The following is an 18,287-nucleotide window of genomic DNA, read 5'->3' as shown; positions in this document are numbered from 1 at the left end:
CAGTCTCAGTCTCAGTCTCTGAAAACTGCGACTGCGACTGAAAACTCAAGAAAAAATCTCTCAAAAAAATGAAAAAATACATCTTTCTGGGCTATTGCTCATTAGCTTTTTGCGCCTTTATGTCAGCGCAGAATAAATCCGTAAATTTTAAGAAAATTAAAGAATTAGGCGGAATCGAAGAATATTTATATCAGCCAAACGGAATGAATGTTTTGCTTTTGCAAGACAATGCTTCGCCAGTTGCAACTGTACAAATTGTATATCGTGTAGGTTCTAAACATGAGGTTTTAGGAAACACAGGATCAACGCACCTTTTAGAACATTTAATGTTTAAAGGAACTCCAACTTTCAACAAGAAAAATGGAAACACAATTACTGATGTTTTACAAAATACAGGAGCACAATTAAATGCTACAACCTGGTACGATCGTACGAATTATTTTGAAACACTTCCGAGTGATAAAATCGAATTGGCACTTCAAATTGAAGCCGACAGAATGCGTAATTCTTTATTGACAAAAGAAGATAAAGAAGCAGAAATGACGGTTGTTCGTAATGAATTTGAACGTGGCGAAAATAATCCGAATGCTTTATTAGATAAAGAAATCTGGGCTTCTGCATATATTGCGCATCCATATCATCATTCGACAATTGGATGGAAATCGGATATTGAAAACGCTCCAATTGAAGTTTTAAAGAATTTCTATAATACATATTATTGGCCAGATAATGCGACTTTAACCATAATTGGAGATTTCAAAAAAGAGAATGTTTTTGAATTAATCGAGAAATATTTCGGGAAAATTACAAAAGCGCCAAAAGTAATGCCTCAGCCTTATACAGAAGAGCCTCAGCAATATGGCGCGCGTAAAATTGTGGTGAAAAAACCTGGAGAATTGGGCGTTGTAAATAAAGCCTATAAAATTCCTGGAGCTTTACACGAAGATCTTCCAGCTTTAAGTATTCTAGCTCAGATTATCGGTTCTGGACCTTCAGCAATTTTAAACAAAACTTTCGTTGACACTCGTTTAGGAATTTATTCTTACGCAAGTGCTACAAACTTTAAAGAAGTTGGACTTTTCACAATTGGAGTTGGTTTTCCAACTACTTCAAAACACGAAGATATTGATGCTAAAATCAGCGAAGTTGTAGCTAAAATTCAGAAAGAAGGTGTAACTCAAGATGAGGTAAATCGTGTTGTGGCAAAAATCAGTGCGCAGACAATCTTAGCTCGCGATGGTTCTGGAGTAATTGCATCGGCATTAAATGAAGCGATTGCTGCTGGCGACTGGACAGATTATATTACAGGAGTTGACCGATTGAAAAAAGTAACTCCTGCCGATGTTTTGCGAGTTGCGAATAAATATTTGGTTGAAGACCAAAGTACGACAGGATATTTTATTCCGAAACAAGCGGGTTCTCAAAATAAAGATCAAGCTCAAGCAAATAATTTTATCGAAGAAAATGGTCCGTTTTATTACAGACATCCAGAAAATGAACATATTCATGAAGAAAGTACAGCAGATTCATTTTCACTAAAAAATACTACAGAAGAATTTATTTCTGAAGAAACTTTGATAGAAAAATCAGCTTCTGCTTTCAAGAGAGAAAAAGTATATGGAATTGATGTGGTTTCAGTAAAAACTTCAGCTAAAGATTTTGTTACGATCGCAGCAAGTCTTTCGTTAGGAAATTATGCAAGCGAAACTAAAAATGATGTTATTCCAGCTTTAACGGCAGCAATGTTGTCAAAAGGAACAACGTTGAATGATAAGTTTAAATTTTCAGAAAAACTTCAAAAATTAGGAGTTACTTTAAACGTAAATGCTTCGACTTTCAAAATCAATATAGGATTTAAATGTTTGAAAAAAGACTTAGATCAAGTAATTACTTTATTGGCTGAAGAATTGAGAAATCCATTGTTTGATGCTAAAGAATTCGAAAATTTAAAACAGCAATTTATTGGAAATACACAGCAAGATTTAAATGATCCAGGCGAAAGAGGAGACATTGCTTTATCTCAGGCAATTTATCCAAAAGGAAATCCAAATTACAGTTTAAGTGTTGAAGATAATATTGCGAATATTAAAAACGCAACTTTGGATGAAGTGAAAGCTTTTCATAAAAAATATTTTGGAACGGCTTCAATGCGTTTGGTAATTGTGGGAGATACAGAAGGAGCAAACTTAAACGCATCATTAAAAAAATCATTCAAAAATTGGAATGGTGGAGTTACTGAAAAACTAAAATTTGAAGAAGCTTCAAAATCAGCAGCAAAAACAGAAGTAGTTACAATTCCAGAAAAACCAAGTGCCGAATTGTATATTGGACAATTTACAGGTTTAAAAAGAGCCGATGCAGATTATATTCCTTTTTACATTGGAAATTATACTTTAGGCGCTGGATTTGCTGGTCGTTTAATGCAAACTGTTCGCGATAACGACGGTTTAACATATAGCATTTCTTCTGGTTTAGGAGGAAATATTGAAACTGGAGGTTATTGGTTTGTAAACGCATCTTTCAATCCGAATTTATTTCAAAAAGGCCTTGACGCTACAATGGTTCAGGTAAATAAATGGGTAAAAGACGGAATTACAGCTGAGGAATTAGAAAATAAGAAAACCAATTTAATTGGAAGTTTTAAAGTTGGAATGTCAACCACAAACGGAATGGCAAGAACGATTTTGAGTTTTATCGAAAGAGGTTTAGAGCCAAATTACATCGAACAATATCCAAACGATATTCAAAAAGCAACTTTACAACAAGTAAACGATGCAATCAAGAAATACGTTCAATTGGATAAAATGATTGTCATCAAATCGGGTTCTCTTGATAAAGATGGGAATCCTTTGAAGTAGTTTTTAGTCTCAGTTTTCAGTCTCAGTCTCAGTTAGGAAAAACAACTTTGTCAAAGTTTAAAACTTTGACAAAGTTATACACTGCGACTGCGACTGCGACTGCGACTGCGACTGCGACTGCGACTGCGACTGCGACTGCGACTGCGACTGCGACTGAAAACTAAAACCAACAATTTTTAATAGTCGTCTTTCATTATTTCATTTTAGAATCTGAATTAGTAAGCCATTTTCTGTGAAAGACCAAAAGAGCTGTTTTGCCGACAGCTCTTTTTTTAAACCTTAAACCAAAACAATGAAAAACATCGCAATAACATTACTGTTGTTTTTTTCTGCAAGTACGTTTGGACAAATGTACAATCCGGTGAAATGGAGCACATATGTAGAAAAAGTTTCAGATAAAGAGTATATTTTAAAAGCACAGGCCGTGATTCAATCGGGCTGGCATTTATACGGACAATATATTGAAGAAGGCGGACCTTCAAGAACTGCTTTTACTTTCAAAAATCCGAAGAAAAATTTCGAATTAATTAGAAAAACAACCGAAGAAAAAGGACATGAAGTGGTTGATAAAATCTTCGATATGAAAATTAAATATTTTGAAGATAAAGCACTTTTTACACAAAAAATTAAATTTACTTCAGATGACATTTCGAATATTGCGGGAGAAGTTGAATTTATGGTTTGTGATGACAGCAATTGCTTACCGCCAACTTCAGAAGAATTAACATTTAAAATTCCGACCGAAAAGAAATTGGCTTCTGCCGAAGAAACTCCGATCGTTAAAAAAGATTCGGTAATTTCAGAAGAAAAAACGGTTTCACAGACAGAAGAAAAAACTTCGAAAGAAATTGTGAGTTCGCCAAAGAAAACAGAATCTAGAGGATTGCTAACAATTTTTATTTTGGCTTTTTTATCAGGATTTGCAGCATTGCTAACGCCTTGTGTTTTCCCAATGATTCCGATGACGGTGAGTTATTTTACGAAACAAAGTAAAACAAAAGCGGCGGGAATTAGAAATGCAATGATTTACGGAATTTCAATCGTAATTATTTACGTTTTATTAGGTTCAATTGTGACGGCTGTTTTTGGTGCGGATTCTTTAAATGCACTTTCAACAAACGTTTGGTTCAATTTGATTTTCTTTATTTTATTGGTTGTTTTTGCTTGTTCATTTTTGGGCGCTTTTGAAATTGTATTGCCAAGTTCATTAGCCAATAAAGTAGATTCGCAGGCAGATAGAGGAGGATTAATTGGGATTTTCTTTATGGCTTTGGCTTTAGCCATTGTATCATTCTCGTGCACAGGCCCAATTGTAGGAACTTTATTGGTCGAAGCGGCTTCAAAAGGCGGAATTGCGCCAATTGTTGGAATGTTAGGATTTTCGATTGCAATTGCATTACCGTTTTCATTATTTGCGGCTTTTCCAGGCTGGTTAAATGCATTACCAAAATCTGGCGGATGGTTGAATACGGTAAAAGTGGTTTTAGGATTTTTAGAATTGGCTTTGGCTTTTAAATTTTTATCAAATGCCGATTTAGTTTTACAATTACATTGGTTAGAAAGAGAAGTTTTCCTTGCTATTTGGATTGCGGTTTTCGGAATGCTGGCTTTTTATTTATTTGGAAAAATCACTTTGCCGCATGATTCTCCTTTAAATCATATTTCAGTAGGAAGATTAGGTTTTGGATTGATCGTTTTAAGTTTCACGATTTATTTGATTCCAGGACTTTGGGGCGCTCCATTAAAATTAATCAGCGGATTTCCACCTCCGATGCAATATAGTGAATCGCCAAACGGACTTGGAATTTCAGGTAATTCCGAGTTAAAAATAACAGGTTCGTTGCCAGAAGGAGCAGAACACGGACCGCAAAATATTATCACATTTCATGATTATGATAAAGGAATGGAATATGCAAAAAAAGTAGGGAAACCAGTTTTGTTAGATTTTACGGGATATGCCTGCGTAAACTGCAGAAAAATGGAAGAACTAGTTTGGTCAGATCCTAAAGTTTTGGGAGTTTTAAACAATGATGTTGTTTTGATTTCGCTTTATGTTGACGATAAAAAAGAACTTCCAGAAAGCGAACAATTTACTTCTGAAACTACAGGAAAAAGAATCAAAACCATTGGCAACAAATGGAGCGATTTACAGATTAAAACCTACAAAGCAAATGCACAGCCGTTTTATGTAATTGTGGATCATAAAAGCGCTAATTTAACAGAACCATCGGCTTATAATCCGAATGTTGAGGAGTATTATGGTTGGTTGCAGAGTGGGGTTGGGAAGTTTAAGAGGTAAATGTTTTTAGAATAGTAACTGAAATGTGGGTTATATTCATTAGAAAGCTGTTTATATAATTTAACCGCAATTTTTGAATTGCGGTTTTTTATTGAAGTTTTAATTAAAAAAATAATTTTGATGTTAATAAAAAAAGTCTCAATAAGAATATTGAGACTTTTAAATTTAAAAAAATGTAAGTGTTTAATAAGTATTATTTTTATGGAATTGATGTTTGGATTTTCGTGTTATTAGATATTTGTCCAAAATCAGAGATGTATTGGTTTAGCCATTCATAATTATACGTAGATAATTGTAGCTCCTCTCGTTCCTGATGCATAAACCAAATCGCCATCTGGAGCTCCTGAATTAATTGTTTGCAATGCAATTGGGACTGTAATTGTCGCGCCAGTTTTTATATTAGTAAATACGTTATTGCTTGCACTATTGCCTCCTAGATTGGTAACTAATGGCAATGTTATAAAGAGAATCGAAGTACATCCTAAGAAAGCTTCTGTTCCAACAGTAATTACAGAACTTAAATCACTATTATCAAAGACCAAACCTGAAGATCGAAATTGAAAACTGCTTAATGATGTAACATTTTTAACTCTAATATTTTTAAAGTTTGTGCAATATTGAAATCCTCCCCAAGCAATTGATAATACTCGACCGTCAAAATCAAAAAAGTGAGTAATAGTGCTATCTGATGTAAAACTCCTCAAATTATAATTTACTAAAATTTCAAAACAAAGATTAGCTCCTTCATTATGGTAATTTACAATTGCACCACTTCCAACTCCAAAAAACTGTGCAAACAATCCTTTATTACTATAAGTATTACTATAACCGCCTATTTCAGTATTATAACTATTGTTATCAGTGAAACCAATATAATTTATTACTACTGCTCTTAAAGAAGCAGTTGTTAATGCTGAATGAGGCAATCCAGAATTGGAAGTTTTAAATGATAATGGAACTTCTATGGTTACATTATTAGAAAAATTCACATGACCACTAAAAGCGTTTGAGCCAATACTTATTAAATTTGGCAGTGATATTTTAGAATTTGATGTAGGTACAAGTAAATTAAAGGCTTCGATATTGGCTGAGGTAATAGAACTAAAATCACAATCCTGACCTATCAAAGCAGTGCCTCTAAAACAAAAACTGTTTAGTATTGTAGCATTTTTTATTTTAACTGATGTTAAATTTGTAGCATATTGAAACCCTCCCAAAATAACAGAATTAACTAATCCATCCAAATCATGAAAATATGTAATTGAAGTATCATTAGCGAAACCACCAGCGGCATAATTCCCTGTAATTTGGCATTGAATATCTAAACCAACAATTTTATATCCTTTAATTCTAGAAACATTTATACCAAGCTTTGAAGCAAGTAACGATGGCGTATTAATAGTACCAGCGACACCACCTATAAAAGTATTAGACTTGACCTTTTGACGTCCAAATATTGTTTTTCGTAGTCCCATAATTATATTCCTAAGATCATTATTGAATGCTGACCATCATTTTGCATAAATGTGAAGATCTGTTTTTCAGTTACGGTGGCAGGCGTTCCAAATTCAAATGTTTTAGGAGATGTAATTGACCAGTTCAATGTTGTTCCTGTTTTTGTAATTCCTTCAAAACACATCCCTGAATTAACAAATGAACTAGGAATTGTCAATGTACCTGTTCCATTAAATTTTACGGTTTTTCCGTGCCATGAATCTAGAACTGTCGCAGGTAATGTTACATTAATCTGATTTGAAATATCTTGTTTGTTAGACAGATCAATATTTCCATTTCCGATAATTGATTCTCCATTTATTGTTTTAAAAGTTTTCTCTGGAATATCATTAAAAGTTAATTCACCATTTTCATTGGTAATTAAAATTTTATTTTGCTGATTTGTTTCTAAATCAGCCACTTTGATTCTATTGTGATTTGTGCTCATTTTAAGAGTATTTTTTATTAAATTTTTCTATTCTCTTTCATTTATTAATAGATTAAAAGAGTTGTAGATTCAGGCATTAAATAAAATAACATTGTATTAAACATAATCATTGAAAAACAAATATTTTCAATAATTATGTTTGAAAATAGGTACTCAATAATTAGTACTACATATTGTAAGTTCGTTATGTAATTTTGTATTTAATGAGAATTAGGTGTTAAATCTACTATTGTAACTCCTGTACCTGAAGCGGTCGCAGGATTTACTAAATTGGTTGCATTTGTTTTAAAGAAGCCAATTTTATTTAAAGTCATAAATCCTGAGGATGAATTTTGAAATGTAAACAGGTTTGTCGGTGTATCTTGAATTATATATGAGTCAATTATAGTCATAAGTGTATTTCCTTGCGACCATGAAAGCCATCCATTAGCAAATAATCCTGAAAGATATAGTGTTGAGTTTCTTATATTAATGATAGGCTGTGGAGTAGTGAAACTATTGATTCTACCAATAAAATTGTCAATAGATATTGAGTTTGGAATAGAAGATGGTAAATTGATAGCATAGTTCAAGTTTGTCATTCTTCCAGTTATCTGATTCCTTAGATAAGTAAACGATGGACAAGTGAAAGAAACTCCTGTAACATCTAACATTGAGCTTATGCCATCTGTTATATCTGCATTACCACTATATTTCATTATTTTATAGTAGTGTGCTGTGTCTTGAGCTTCCAATTTTAATGCATAAGTATCTGCATAAACTTCGTAAAATGAAAAACGAACACCAGTTGTATTATCATTTTTTAAACGCATCCCATTTGCCTTACTAGTAAATTTTCTTACTATAACATCACCTTGTCCGCCAAACAGTCTAAGTCCTGAAGTTGTGTTTTCACAATAGAAATTAACTACTTCAATTCTCATATTTTCTGTACTGTACGAACCATTTCCAAAGAATCCAGCAAAACCTGTATGCATCGCATAAACATTTAGATTAAATAATCTTAACCTTAAAAAGACAGTTGGGCGCATTGAGCAGGTACCTGTAGTTAGTTTTATTGTCATAGTTGACAAGGGAGCATCGACTTCAAATATGTTTCCTCCTGAAAGTTCACCGCTTATTTCATTGAACAAGAATACTCCCGGATGTGGTGTCATTATCTTTATTGGACGTAATGGTGTTGCTGGTAATTGTCTAGATGTTGATGAATCTAAATAATATAAGGTCCACATTATACCATCATTTGCTGGTAAAGCAGCATAAGCAGCGGCAGCTGTTTTGAAAGGTTTTGAAGAATCAGTGACAATTCCATTAGAATCATTACCATTAACAGTATCGATAAAAACGGTATAAGGTACTTTAGCACCAGGTAGAGCAATATTACCTATCAAAACCCACTCGTCAGTATCTATTTTTCTTAAAATTCTTGTTTCTCCTTTTACCGAACTTAAAGAAACATTAGAATTAATTGTAATACCTGAGCCACCGATTGTTACAATTCCTGCACCCTTTTGTGTATATTTTATCTCAGTTCCAATTGGTATGGCTACGTTTAAATTAGTTGGTATAGTAACTGTTACGGGATTTGCAGAACTAAAAACAATATGTTTTTTATAGTCATCAATAGTATATGTATATGTTATCCCTCCGACAGTATTTATTTCCAAAACGTAACTTAGCTTGTTATTTTGTAAAATCTTGCCCTGTTCAGCTGTTAAAGCTTTTGTTGAACCACCAGTAATTAAATCATTTACTAGCATTGTACCGAAAGAATTACGGACCGTTTCAATTGCATCAGCTAATTTCTGAAGGCTATTTAAATCAGCATTATCGGAGACTAGTAATTGGTTTATATCATCAATTAAATCTTTTAAAACCTTTCCTTGTCTAGCATCTAAAGCTTTTCCTTCTTGAGTATAATCTAGTCCATTGTAGCTGTCTGCTTTAATATTATTAACATCACTAAATTCAAGCTCACCACTGGAATTTGTAATTAAAATTTTATTTTGCTGATTTGTTTCTAAATCAGCCACTTTTATTCTATTATGATTTGTGCTCATTTTGTGGTATTTTGTTAGTAGTTTTTTGAAGTGATAAATAATCCTTTGGGGATTTTACACCCCAAAAGATTATGAATTATATTTTTTATGAAGATCTACCTGTTACTGTTACAGTATTGCTGTAAGAAGAAATGTATCCATTAGAATTAATTCTAATTTGATATGAGTATGTTACACCATTTGATAATTTATCATAATAAAAGGTATCCGTTGATGTTTGTAAAAGCATTGGAGTCCCACCATTTATACTGCGATATAATTCATAAGTTATAGCCCCAGGATCAATATAATTCGGCCATTGAAGCGTCATGGTCTCACCTCCATAGTAAGCATACCGTAATGTTGGCACAGTTGGATTTGTAGTAGGAGTAATTATGCATGTCCCAACATTATTAGCATATATCTGTGCATTGGCATCTAACCAAGCAATTGCTTGGTTGTTTGCGTCTAATACACTTTCATTTGAGACAAACTGATTTGGGGAGGCGGTAAGTGTGACAGCGCTTCCAGAATATCCGGGGCTACAATTATTTTTGGATACAGTTCTGGTTTGCATGGTATTATAGAAGCGCACCTGAGGTGGACAATCTACTTCATCTTGAAAAGGAGCAATGTAATCAGGATCCGTCTTTACATTCTGTTTTGTTTCTCCTGTTGAAGTGCCATCATCTGTATAATATTGTTCTAATGTTTCATAAAATTTATATCCTGTATTTCCCATATTTTTAATAATTTATTACAATATTTGCAGTTGAGCTGTTGCTAGAATAATTAATGTAGCCAATGTTCGTAGCTTGATCTATAGCTAAATGAGTTCCTTTTACAGAAACATTTTTTGAAAAATTTAGCTGTTGAATTTGCTGTCCATTGCTATTTACAATGTCTTTATCTACTTTTGTCATAGTTCCTCCAAGGTAAGTTGTTATTTCTACATCAATATTTCCAGTGTTTTTAGAACTCCACCAAACACCAGCCATTCTTACTTGGATATCATTTAAACTAGAATAATCTTCTTTTAATTTTTTAAAATTGATAAGACAGGTTTCAGTACCAGTTAAATCCTGTACATCTCCGCCCCACATTACATAAGAATCTTGTGATGAAGTATTTGCAGGAACTTCACTACCAAGTCCGTATCCGACCCATTTATTGTCTAAAGTATCGATACCTGTATTTATAAGACCTGTAAAAGTATCTAAGTCAGCACCTGCGCCAAATGCCCATTTGTATTTAACGATCATGTAATCGAATGGTAATAATGATGTTGATGGTTCTAATACACAAGAAGGGTTTTCTCCTCGCCATGCAGTAGTTCTAATACTGCAAATTCCAGTATTGTTGGCATAAGCTTGTGCATTTGCAGTTAGCCAAGCTTGCGCTTGTTCATCTGCATCGGCGACACTTTCTGTTGAAACGAATTTGTTTGCCGGAGCAGTTAAAGTAACTAGGTTTCCAGCTGTTCCATAGGAGCAATCATTCTTTTTTACGGCTAAAGTCTTTTCAGTATTATAATAAACTGTTGTTCCTTCTGCTGGGCTATATTGATCTATATAAGCAAAAGGCTTATATGTTATATTTTCTTCCATATTTATTTTAATAAAGAATAATTATTTGATTGTATACTCATTTAAAATTCATAAACGAGTATTCGTTACATAGGACTTACTGGCCAAACGATTGTTGCTGTATCTTCTAAATCAGTTAAATCTCTAAGTTCTTGTCTGTAGTTTTTCCAAGCTTCTTTTTTCTCTTCAGAAAGTGGTGAATCTTCGACTTGTGTCCAATCGCTATCCATTAAAAGTGCATTTCTAGTGGTTCTTAAGTTTGCTAAAAGCTCTTCTTTATTTTGAACAAAAGGAGAATAGGTATGTTTGCCTTCAATTACTTTATAATTTTTTGACAATCCCTGCTGCCATTCTTCTTCAGTTAATTCAATATGTGGCTCTGGAATATTTTGATGAATTCCTTCAACATAAAAACCTGTGTAATCTCCGTTTTCGTTATATGTTCCTTTATACATAATTTTTTAAATTTTTATTTTATATTAATATCCAATTGCAAACATATATCCGTAAGTTCCATCAATTACTGCAAAATATGATGTTGATGTAATGGAGTATACATGATTAAAACCTTTGCTTCCTGACGAATTTCTAACGGTAGATAAAACAACGCTTAAAGCACGATTAGGCCATGTTAATGGGAAAGTGTAAGTAGTTGAATTATTTGTTAAATAAGCCCATTGCAATATTAACCCGTTACTGAATTTTTGATAACCTCCATTTCCAAATGCTAGAATACCAAAACCCGCATGTCCAGCATCGTAATCAGAGCCAGGAGAAGTTGATACGGAGCCATCTGCCATTAAAAATTGACTAGAAGTTCCGCCAGTTTTAATAAAGTTTTTACCTTCAACTGTTTCTGTAAAAGTTTTATTTCCGCCAATGGTCTGAGCTGTTGTTAAGTCAACATATTTGGTATTTAGTTCCAAATCAGATAAAGTGACAGTGCTTTTGTACCAATAATCAACTTCAATATTACGATCGCTTATTATAGCAGAGAATGTAATAACACCATTGTTGTAATCTACAGCATAATCTTTGCCAGCACCTTCTCGAAGTAGCTGGCCATTTTTATAGATTCTAATACTATCTTTTACAGGTATTTCTGTTAAAGTGATTTTATCATTATTAAAAGTTAGTTCGTCAAAATTTTCTTTAAAAGGAATAGATAAACTTCCAAGAATCGGATTAGAGCCAGCCTCCTCAGAGTCAGAAGTATTTTTTGACCAGTAATTTATTTCAATATTTCGACCGTTTATTGGAGCCGAAAAAGTAAGTACACCACTATCGTAGTTTACATTATAATCCTCAATTTCCTTTAATAATTGTCCGTTTTTATAGACTTTAGCGCTGTCTGCAATAGGAGCAGGATCTAGTTGAATAGATGATCCTGAAAAGTTATCTTGAAATTCTTTGTAAGGAACGTAACAATTACCTGCAATAATTCCCGCATTTTGAAATGCGGCTTTTAAAAGCGCCGGAGTGATGTAATGCTGATTATCTGCTCCTGTTTCGACCATTTGTAAATCGGCCTTGTCATCGTCTCTATGAACGAAATTGTCAAAAATTTCGACAAAGTCAAGGTGTGACGGAATATCTCCATTGTTGAATTTGTTGTGAAAGTCATTTCTGCTTGTTGCCATTTTATTTAGTTTTATTTCTTTGCTTTTAAATGTTTTAATAGACCTGAAATAAATACCAATGATTTGATTCATTGGTATTTATTAATTTTAAAGAGTTAGGATTTTTTCCTCGCTGCTTAACATGCCAGATGCGTTTTCTGAGATTACTTTAAAATGATGGTAGATTCTGTCGCCGTCTTCATTTTTAATAATCAATTGATCAGTTTTTAATTTAGTCTGCTGAAGGGGTAAGGCAACATTTTCGAGATTTGTTGAAATTTCATGAATTTTCTCCCAATTCCCCTGACCATTCATTTTGTATAAATGATATTTACCATTATAAACTGTTTTCTCCCAGTTAAAAACTACAGGTTTAAAGATTTCACCATTTGTTCCCGTGACAGTTCCAGAAGCTTCCAAAATTGGAGATTCAGGTGAAATATTATCAACAATAACTGTTGCTGTAATTTTTGAAGGCTGTGATGGAGTATAATCAATATTTATAATTGGATTGTCTGTTGTTGATTCTGGATCAGCATACTCAATTTGTTTAGAAACCGTGATTCTGTAGAAAAGGCCATCGCCAAAAGGAACTTCTTCCAAATCTTCAAAATCGTCGTAAACAGTCCATACATTTTCAAAATCAGCAGATAAAGTATCTTCATTAATTACAATTTCTTTAGCCAATTTCATCGTTCTTATCGATTGAGCCTCAAGCATTGTTGCAGCGCGATAAATATTAATTTTTCTGATTTTATACTCTGGCTGATACGCATTTAACTCAATCTGAACAGCGGGTTTAATTCCTAACACCTGATTTTCAAGAATTGGCATAATTCTTTTAATTTCAGGAGTTTTAGGCGGAGTAGAAGCTACTAATTTCACTGGTCCTAAAAGATCACTGAACTCTCCAAAATTCATTTTAATGTCCATTTCGCGAACAGCATAGAAATAGATGTTTTGAGAGTTTCCATCCAGATTGAAATCGGTAAATTGTACTCTGTTTTCGGTTTCGCTTACAACCTTCATCATTGGAGCAATGTCAAAATCAGCGTCAGTTGGTTTTAAAGCATTTCCGTTTTTATCTTTAATGGTCTGTTTTTTATTAACAGGCACATATTTATCATCCTTGATATACTCATAAATTACAGGTACTTCCGTTAATGGAACAAAGGCATTGTGAATAGCTTGTTCAATAAAGTAAACCGCTAACATTGGATACTGAACAGCTTGCGAAATTAGAACCTGATTTAATGATTTAATTGAAGTTATTGTTCGCTCTTGTGTACCTTGCGTTTGATTGTGCCATTTGATAAAATCATTAATTAGTACTATAAACTCTTCATTATCAGGTAATGGAAATTGATATTTTTCTTCAGATTCATTTTTTGGAAAAAAGTCATATTGACCTCTTGTGGCAAGTTCATTAAAATCTAAAAAGTCTGCCCATCGTTTGTTAAAATCAATTTCATCATTTCCACCTAGTTTGTTCAATTCTTCACGAATTGTACTTACCGTTGTTGGTTTGTATAAAACATTCAATAAATCTTCATCATTGGCTCTGTAATGTAATAGACCATAAGGTTTTCGGTCTTCGTTATACTTGGTTGTGAAAGTAAATGTCGAACGATTGTAAAAATCTGGACGTGTTGCATACAAACTGCCACCAATGATCTCTTCAGGTTTTTCAGTTTTCTCAACCTTGACAGCATACATTGGACAAGGAATACTAATTTTTGATTTGTAACCGATAACTGGCTTTGAATATGTGCTGATTCCAAAACTAGAGTAGTGTGTACTTTCATTTTCTCTTGGCTGAATATTTTCTTTTGTAATTCCCGAAACTGGATCTGCGTACAAATAAACTTTGTAACTCGGATAGTAGTTTACACACTGAGAAACATACTCGTTAGGGTAACTTGGCGACTCATTTTCTTCACGAGGACCATCTTCAGCGCCTAAAATTTCATCATAATCCTCAGCCATGGTTTGTGTGGCGTAATTACCAAGTTTAAAATCAGGATCGTCAATATATAAGACTAGATTTCCAGTTGAACCAATGTTTTCGGTTTTATAAACCTTAAACTCTTTTCTCGATTTTACAGGGACAGAATTTCCAGCTTTAAAAGCGGTTTTTGTAAACAATCTCACAATACCATTTGACCATTCCACAGAGTTTTCTTTCTCCGATTTAAATTGCGAATGCTGAGGTAAACTAAAGTTTCTGAAAATAATTTTATATAATCCTAAATGTTTTTTCTCATCTAATGGAATCAGATTGCCTTCTTCATTTACTTTATATTCTCCATTTTCATCCATTTCATACGAATCTTCAAAAAATCTTTCGATTACAGCTTTATTCCAAACCCCTCTTGTTTTTTCGACTTGTAAATTCTCTCCATTTTCATTGGTGTGATCAATAACTTCACGATGAATAGTGTTTAAACTTTCAGGATATTGAACTGTAAAATTAATTTGAGGCTGATGCCAGTTAGAAGCTGTCTGCATATTTTGCACTAGTGTACACAATCTGCTTTCAGGAAGATTAATATTTTGAATCTGTTCAGAATCGATTGTGGCATCTCCATCAGCATGTAGTTTGTCAGTTACTTCTTTTTTAAGTACTTCAATTAGAGCATAATCAAAAACATCATTAGAATTTTCATCTTTTTTAAGTTTAACTTCGATATTTTGAATGATATAATTTTGATCTCCAATAGTTAAAATTCCTCCAGCAAATCTTGTTTTATTTGCATTATCTAATCCAATTTTGACCTGCTGACCACTACTGATAATTTTATACTCTCTTATTTTTACAATTGCAGTAAGGTTATTGGTAGTATCGTTGTCAATAATTTCAATTTCACCATATTCAACTTCAGGAAGTCCGTCTTTATAATACAGTTTAAAATGATCTGCCAATATTTCTTCAGTATCAGGAAAAATAGATTCCGTATCCGTTTCTGCATCTTCAACAGTTATTTCTTTAGGAACAGGATAGCTTAACAATTCCTGAGCGGAGTAATAATCAAACATGATTCTGACTAATGTTTTATCTGCTCCTGTAATCTTGCTTAATAATTGTTGTTCTGATTGAGAAGTAAACAATAAAGGATTTTCTTCTGTAACCAAAAGAGCATTCATATTGCTCGGAGGCATTAGATTATTGGCAGGTTTAATATCAGATTTAATGCTGATTTGACGTCCAGATGCTGCTCTCGAGAAAATATTAATTCCGTATCCTTGATAGATATAGGTGTTTTCTCCAGTTTGTTCCTGAATAGCATTTAAAACTGATTTACCAGGCTCAGGAATATTAATTGGAACAGTTTCATAATTTAATTCCTCCAATTTTCCATTAACACTTTTGTACTCAACATCATGTGATAATTCTGGATTTTTCCATGTTGTTTCAGAAGCAATTTTGTGGTCAATTCCTAAATAAACAGGGAAAGTAAAAGTACTTCCATCATATTCTGATGATGATTTGAAAAAGTCATTTTTTGAATTAGGATTGACAGTATCATAATCCATTACGTCATCCATAAACAAACTCACATATCTTTTTTTTCCGTCAAAACTGTAACCTTCAGGATCTGTAATTTGGGCATTTGAGTTTTCATCTGAACCAGCATTTAATCCAGGAACAATTTTATTTAACTGAACAGGAAGGGGCATACGCTCAGTATTGATAGAAGTTGGAATACTCATCGAAAGATGCTGCATTTCTTTTCCTTCTATGCCATCTTCTAAACTTCCAAAAGTGGTATATTCTGTTAAATAAACATATTCGCCATTGTAAACTTCATCATCAAGATCTAAACAGCCTAAACCTAGCATACGTGCAACGTGATAATCGTTTGCAGCAATGTTTAAAATATCCAGATACGATATTTCGGTTAAATTTTCAGCATATTGCTGTTCTTCTCCATCTTTTGGATCATTGACAGGTATGAGATCGCCAAAATGAATATCTTTTTCTGCCCTTGGATTATCTGATTTACTTAACTCAATATATTCCAGTACAATATCTTTGATGTTTTCATCAGTAATATCATTTGCAACAGTTGGTCTGTTCCATTTTGCTTTATAGTTTTTAATGTTTACATATTCACCATCATTAAATTTTAACCATTTTCCGTGAACAGCATTCAATTTTGGTTCAAGCTGTTCAAAAACTTTAAAATCATCTGTAGCAAGACCATATTTTCCTTTTAAAATCCAGTCTCCTTTAGTATTAGCATTAGTGATGAAATCAAAATAAAACTCAAATTGAATAGTATTTAAAAGGCAATAATTGGCTTTAAATCGTATACTTCTTCCATTTTCAGCAACTAAACGAATCTTATTGTTTAATTGCTCTGAGTTATATGTTTTACGACTGCTAACATTTTTAGAAGCTGTGATTTTGTTTTCGGCAACAGATAAAGTTTCTAATTTTACACTTTTTGAAACATTGGAAGATGAAAAATCTAATTCAGCAGCAAAGAATAAATCTGTTTTGGTTTCAATCTCAATCAAACTATTTCCATAAGCTTGCATAAAAGCAACAGGATTAGTTAATGGATCGATGCCGAGTTTGATTAATTTATATTTCTTATCATCTTTAAAATTAACATAAACAGATCTTTGCGGATTTCCTGTTTTATAAATCCAAAGTGCTTTTTTGTTGTCAACAACATTTGGATTTTGAGTCAAATCTACAGTTTGGCTGATTTTTGTATAAGGTGCTCTGTAGACTTTTACGAAGTCATCAGGTTTGTTAAAGCTTGAATTAGAATTTTCTCCATCGTACAATTCGCCTTTAGGAAGGTGATTATCACCTAACTTACCATTTAGCATCCATCGAAGATGAATTCCTTTTGTACTGTCAATTCCTCTTGAACCTGCTGTGGCAATTTGTAAATAGGCTGACTGCAGATTTGTTTTTTCAGAAGAAATATCAATGATTGAAGATTCTCTGCCGACATTAAAATTAATGCTTATTCCTAAAGGATTAAAAACATTGCTTAGATCAACGAGAGCTGAAAAATGGCCAAGCTCTAGAGCTTTCCCTTCGATTCGAATTGGAACTTCGACTTCAGATTTTCCTGGAATGGTTACCGAATTGTCAAGCTTAAAGATAAGCCCGTTTAGATTTTTTTCTCTATGAATTTTTGTTCCACCACTTAAAGTCAGCGGAACTCGGCTTTTGTTTTTTAGAAACAAAGTTCCACATGGTTTACTAATTCTAACGCCTTTCTTTAATGAAGGATAAACCAAATTGTCATCAATAATGCTTACGCTAGGAAAACAGCCAATTTGTAAATCAGATAAGTTTGTCGCAAGCCTATTTAATTCATATCCTAAAGTACTGAAATCGGGAACTCTTATATAATCTGAATCTAACGCAGAAGTCTGATCATTTTTTAAAATTGGTGTTCTTCCTAAAAAGTTTGTCAGCGGTGTTGTCAGTTCTTCAATAGTATCAAACGAGCTTGTAACTCCGTACACAAAAACTTTTGAGCTAAGATTTAACTCAGTAAACAGATTTTTTAAAAACTCAGAATTATTGACTTGCAGACCGTCAGTAACTACAAAGACAATATCTGGAGTAACAGATAGATTTTTGGCAACATTTAAACCAGAAGCCCAATAATCTGATTGAATGCTTTCATTTCCAAGACCATATAAATCAATCCAATCAATAAAATCCTGATGATTACTAGAAATTTTTTTCTGAATAACGTTATCGAGTCTAACAGCAGTATCGCTGTTAGACATTCCGATTAACGAAAGTGTGATATTACTTTGTGCCTGAGAATTGATAAATGAAGTTAGCCCGTCGCGGATTTGCTGTGCTTCGTTTCCATTGATCGAACCAGATTCGTCGACTACAATTGCTACATAAGTTGCACAGCCCGAGAGCTGGCTTTCCTGAAGATTTATAGAACTCATTTTTTTC

10 protein-coding genes are annotated in these 18,287 nt (G+C 33.2%); 2 read left to right on the top strand and 8 right to left on the bottom strand.

Features of this window, described 5'->3' with window-relative positions; genetic code table 11:
* Positions 1-68 precede the first annotated feature (68 nt).
* Both DM444_RS14550 and DM444_RS14545 read left to right on the top strand, forming a co-directional pair.
* A complete protein-coding gene (locus tag DM444_RS14550; protein WP_111287876.1) occupies positions 69-2,858 on the top strand; it encodes a M16 family metallopeptidase in 2,790 nt (929 codons plus the stop codon).
* Between the two features lie 292 nt (positions 2,859-3,150).
* Entirely contained in the window at positions 3,151-5,157 is a 2,007-nt protein-coding gene (locus tag DM444_RS14545; RefSeq protein WP_111287874.1) for a protein-disulfide reductase DsbD family protein, read from the top strand.
* 278 nt (positions 5,158-5,435) lie between these two features.
* Here DM444_RS14545 and DM444_RS14540 read toward each other — a convergent pair whose 3' ends face one another.
* The 8 genes from DM444_RS14540 to DM444_RS14505 all read right to left on the bottom strand — a co-directional run bounded on the left by DM444_RS14540 (position 5,436) and on the right by DM444_RS14505 (position 18,280).
* Entirely contained in the window at positions 5,436-6,632 is a 1,197-nt protein-coding gene (locus DM444_RS14540; RefSeq protein WP_111287872.1) for a leucine-rich repeat protein, read from the bottom strand.
* A gap of 2 nt (positions 6,633-6,634) precedes the next feature.
* Entirely contained in the window at positions 6,635-7,099 is a 465-nt protein-coding gene (locus DM444_RS14535) for a cupredoxin domain-containing protein (protein ID WP_111287870.1), read from the bottom strand.
* 200 nt (positions 7,100-7,299) lie between these two features.
* Positions 7,300-9,159, bottom strand: a complete 1,860-nt coding sequence (locus DM444_RS14530) for a hypothetical protein (RefSeq protein WP_111287868.1) — start codon at positions 9,157-9,159, stop codon at positions 7,300-7,302.
* An 85-nt stretch (positions 9,160-9,244) separates the two neighbouring features.
* Positions 9,245-9,880, bottom strand: a complete 636-nt coding sequence (locus DM444_RS14525) for a DUF5977 domain-containing protein (RefSeq protein WP_111287866.1) — start codon at positions 9,878-9,880, stop codon at positions 9,245-9,247.
* A 4-nt stretch (positions 9,881-9,884) separates the two neighbouring features.
* Complete coding sequence (locus DM444_RS14520) at positions 9,885-10,745, bottom strand: DUF5977 domain-containing protein (protein WP_111287864.1); 861 nt, start codon at positions 10,743-10,745, stop codon at positions 9,885-9,887.
* Positions 10,746-10,810: 65 nt separating this feature from the next.
* Complete coding sequence (locus DM444_RS14515) at positions 10,811-11,179, bottom strand: tail fiber assembly protein (protein WP_111287862.1); 369 nt, start codon at positions 11,177-11,179, stop codon at positions 10,811-10,813.
* 24 nt (positions 11,180-11,203) lie between these two features.
* A complete protein-coding gene (locus DM444_RS14510; protein ID WP_162614978.1) occupies positions 11,204-12,364 on the bottom strand; it encodes a gp53-like domain-containing protein in 1,161 nt (386 codons plus the stop codon).
* An 87-nt stretch (positions 12,365-12,451) separates the two neighbouring features.
* Entirely contained in the window at positions 12,452-18,280 is a 5,829-nt protein-coding gene (locus DM444_RS14505) for a vWA domain-containing protein (protein ID WP_111287858.1), read from the bottom strand.
* Between the last annotated feature and the right edge of the window lie 7 nt (positions 18,281-18,287).

Origin of the sequence: Flavobacterium ginsenosidimutans (genome assembly GCF_003254625.1) — a bacterium.
Lineage (GTDB): Bacteria > Bacteroidota > Bacteroidia > Flavobacteriales > Flavobacteriaceae > Flavobacterium > Flavobacterium ginsenosidimutans.
Note: the sequence above shows the minus strand (reverse complement) of the source record. Positions and strands in the feature narration are given on the sequence as shown.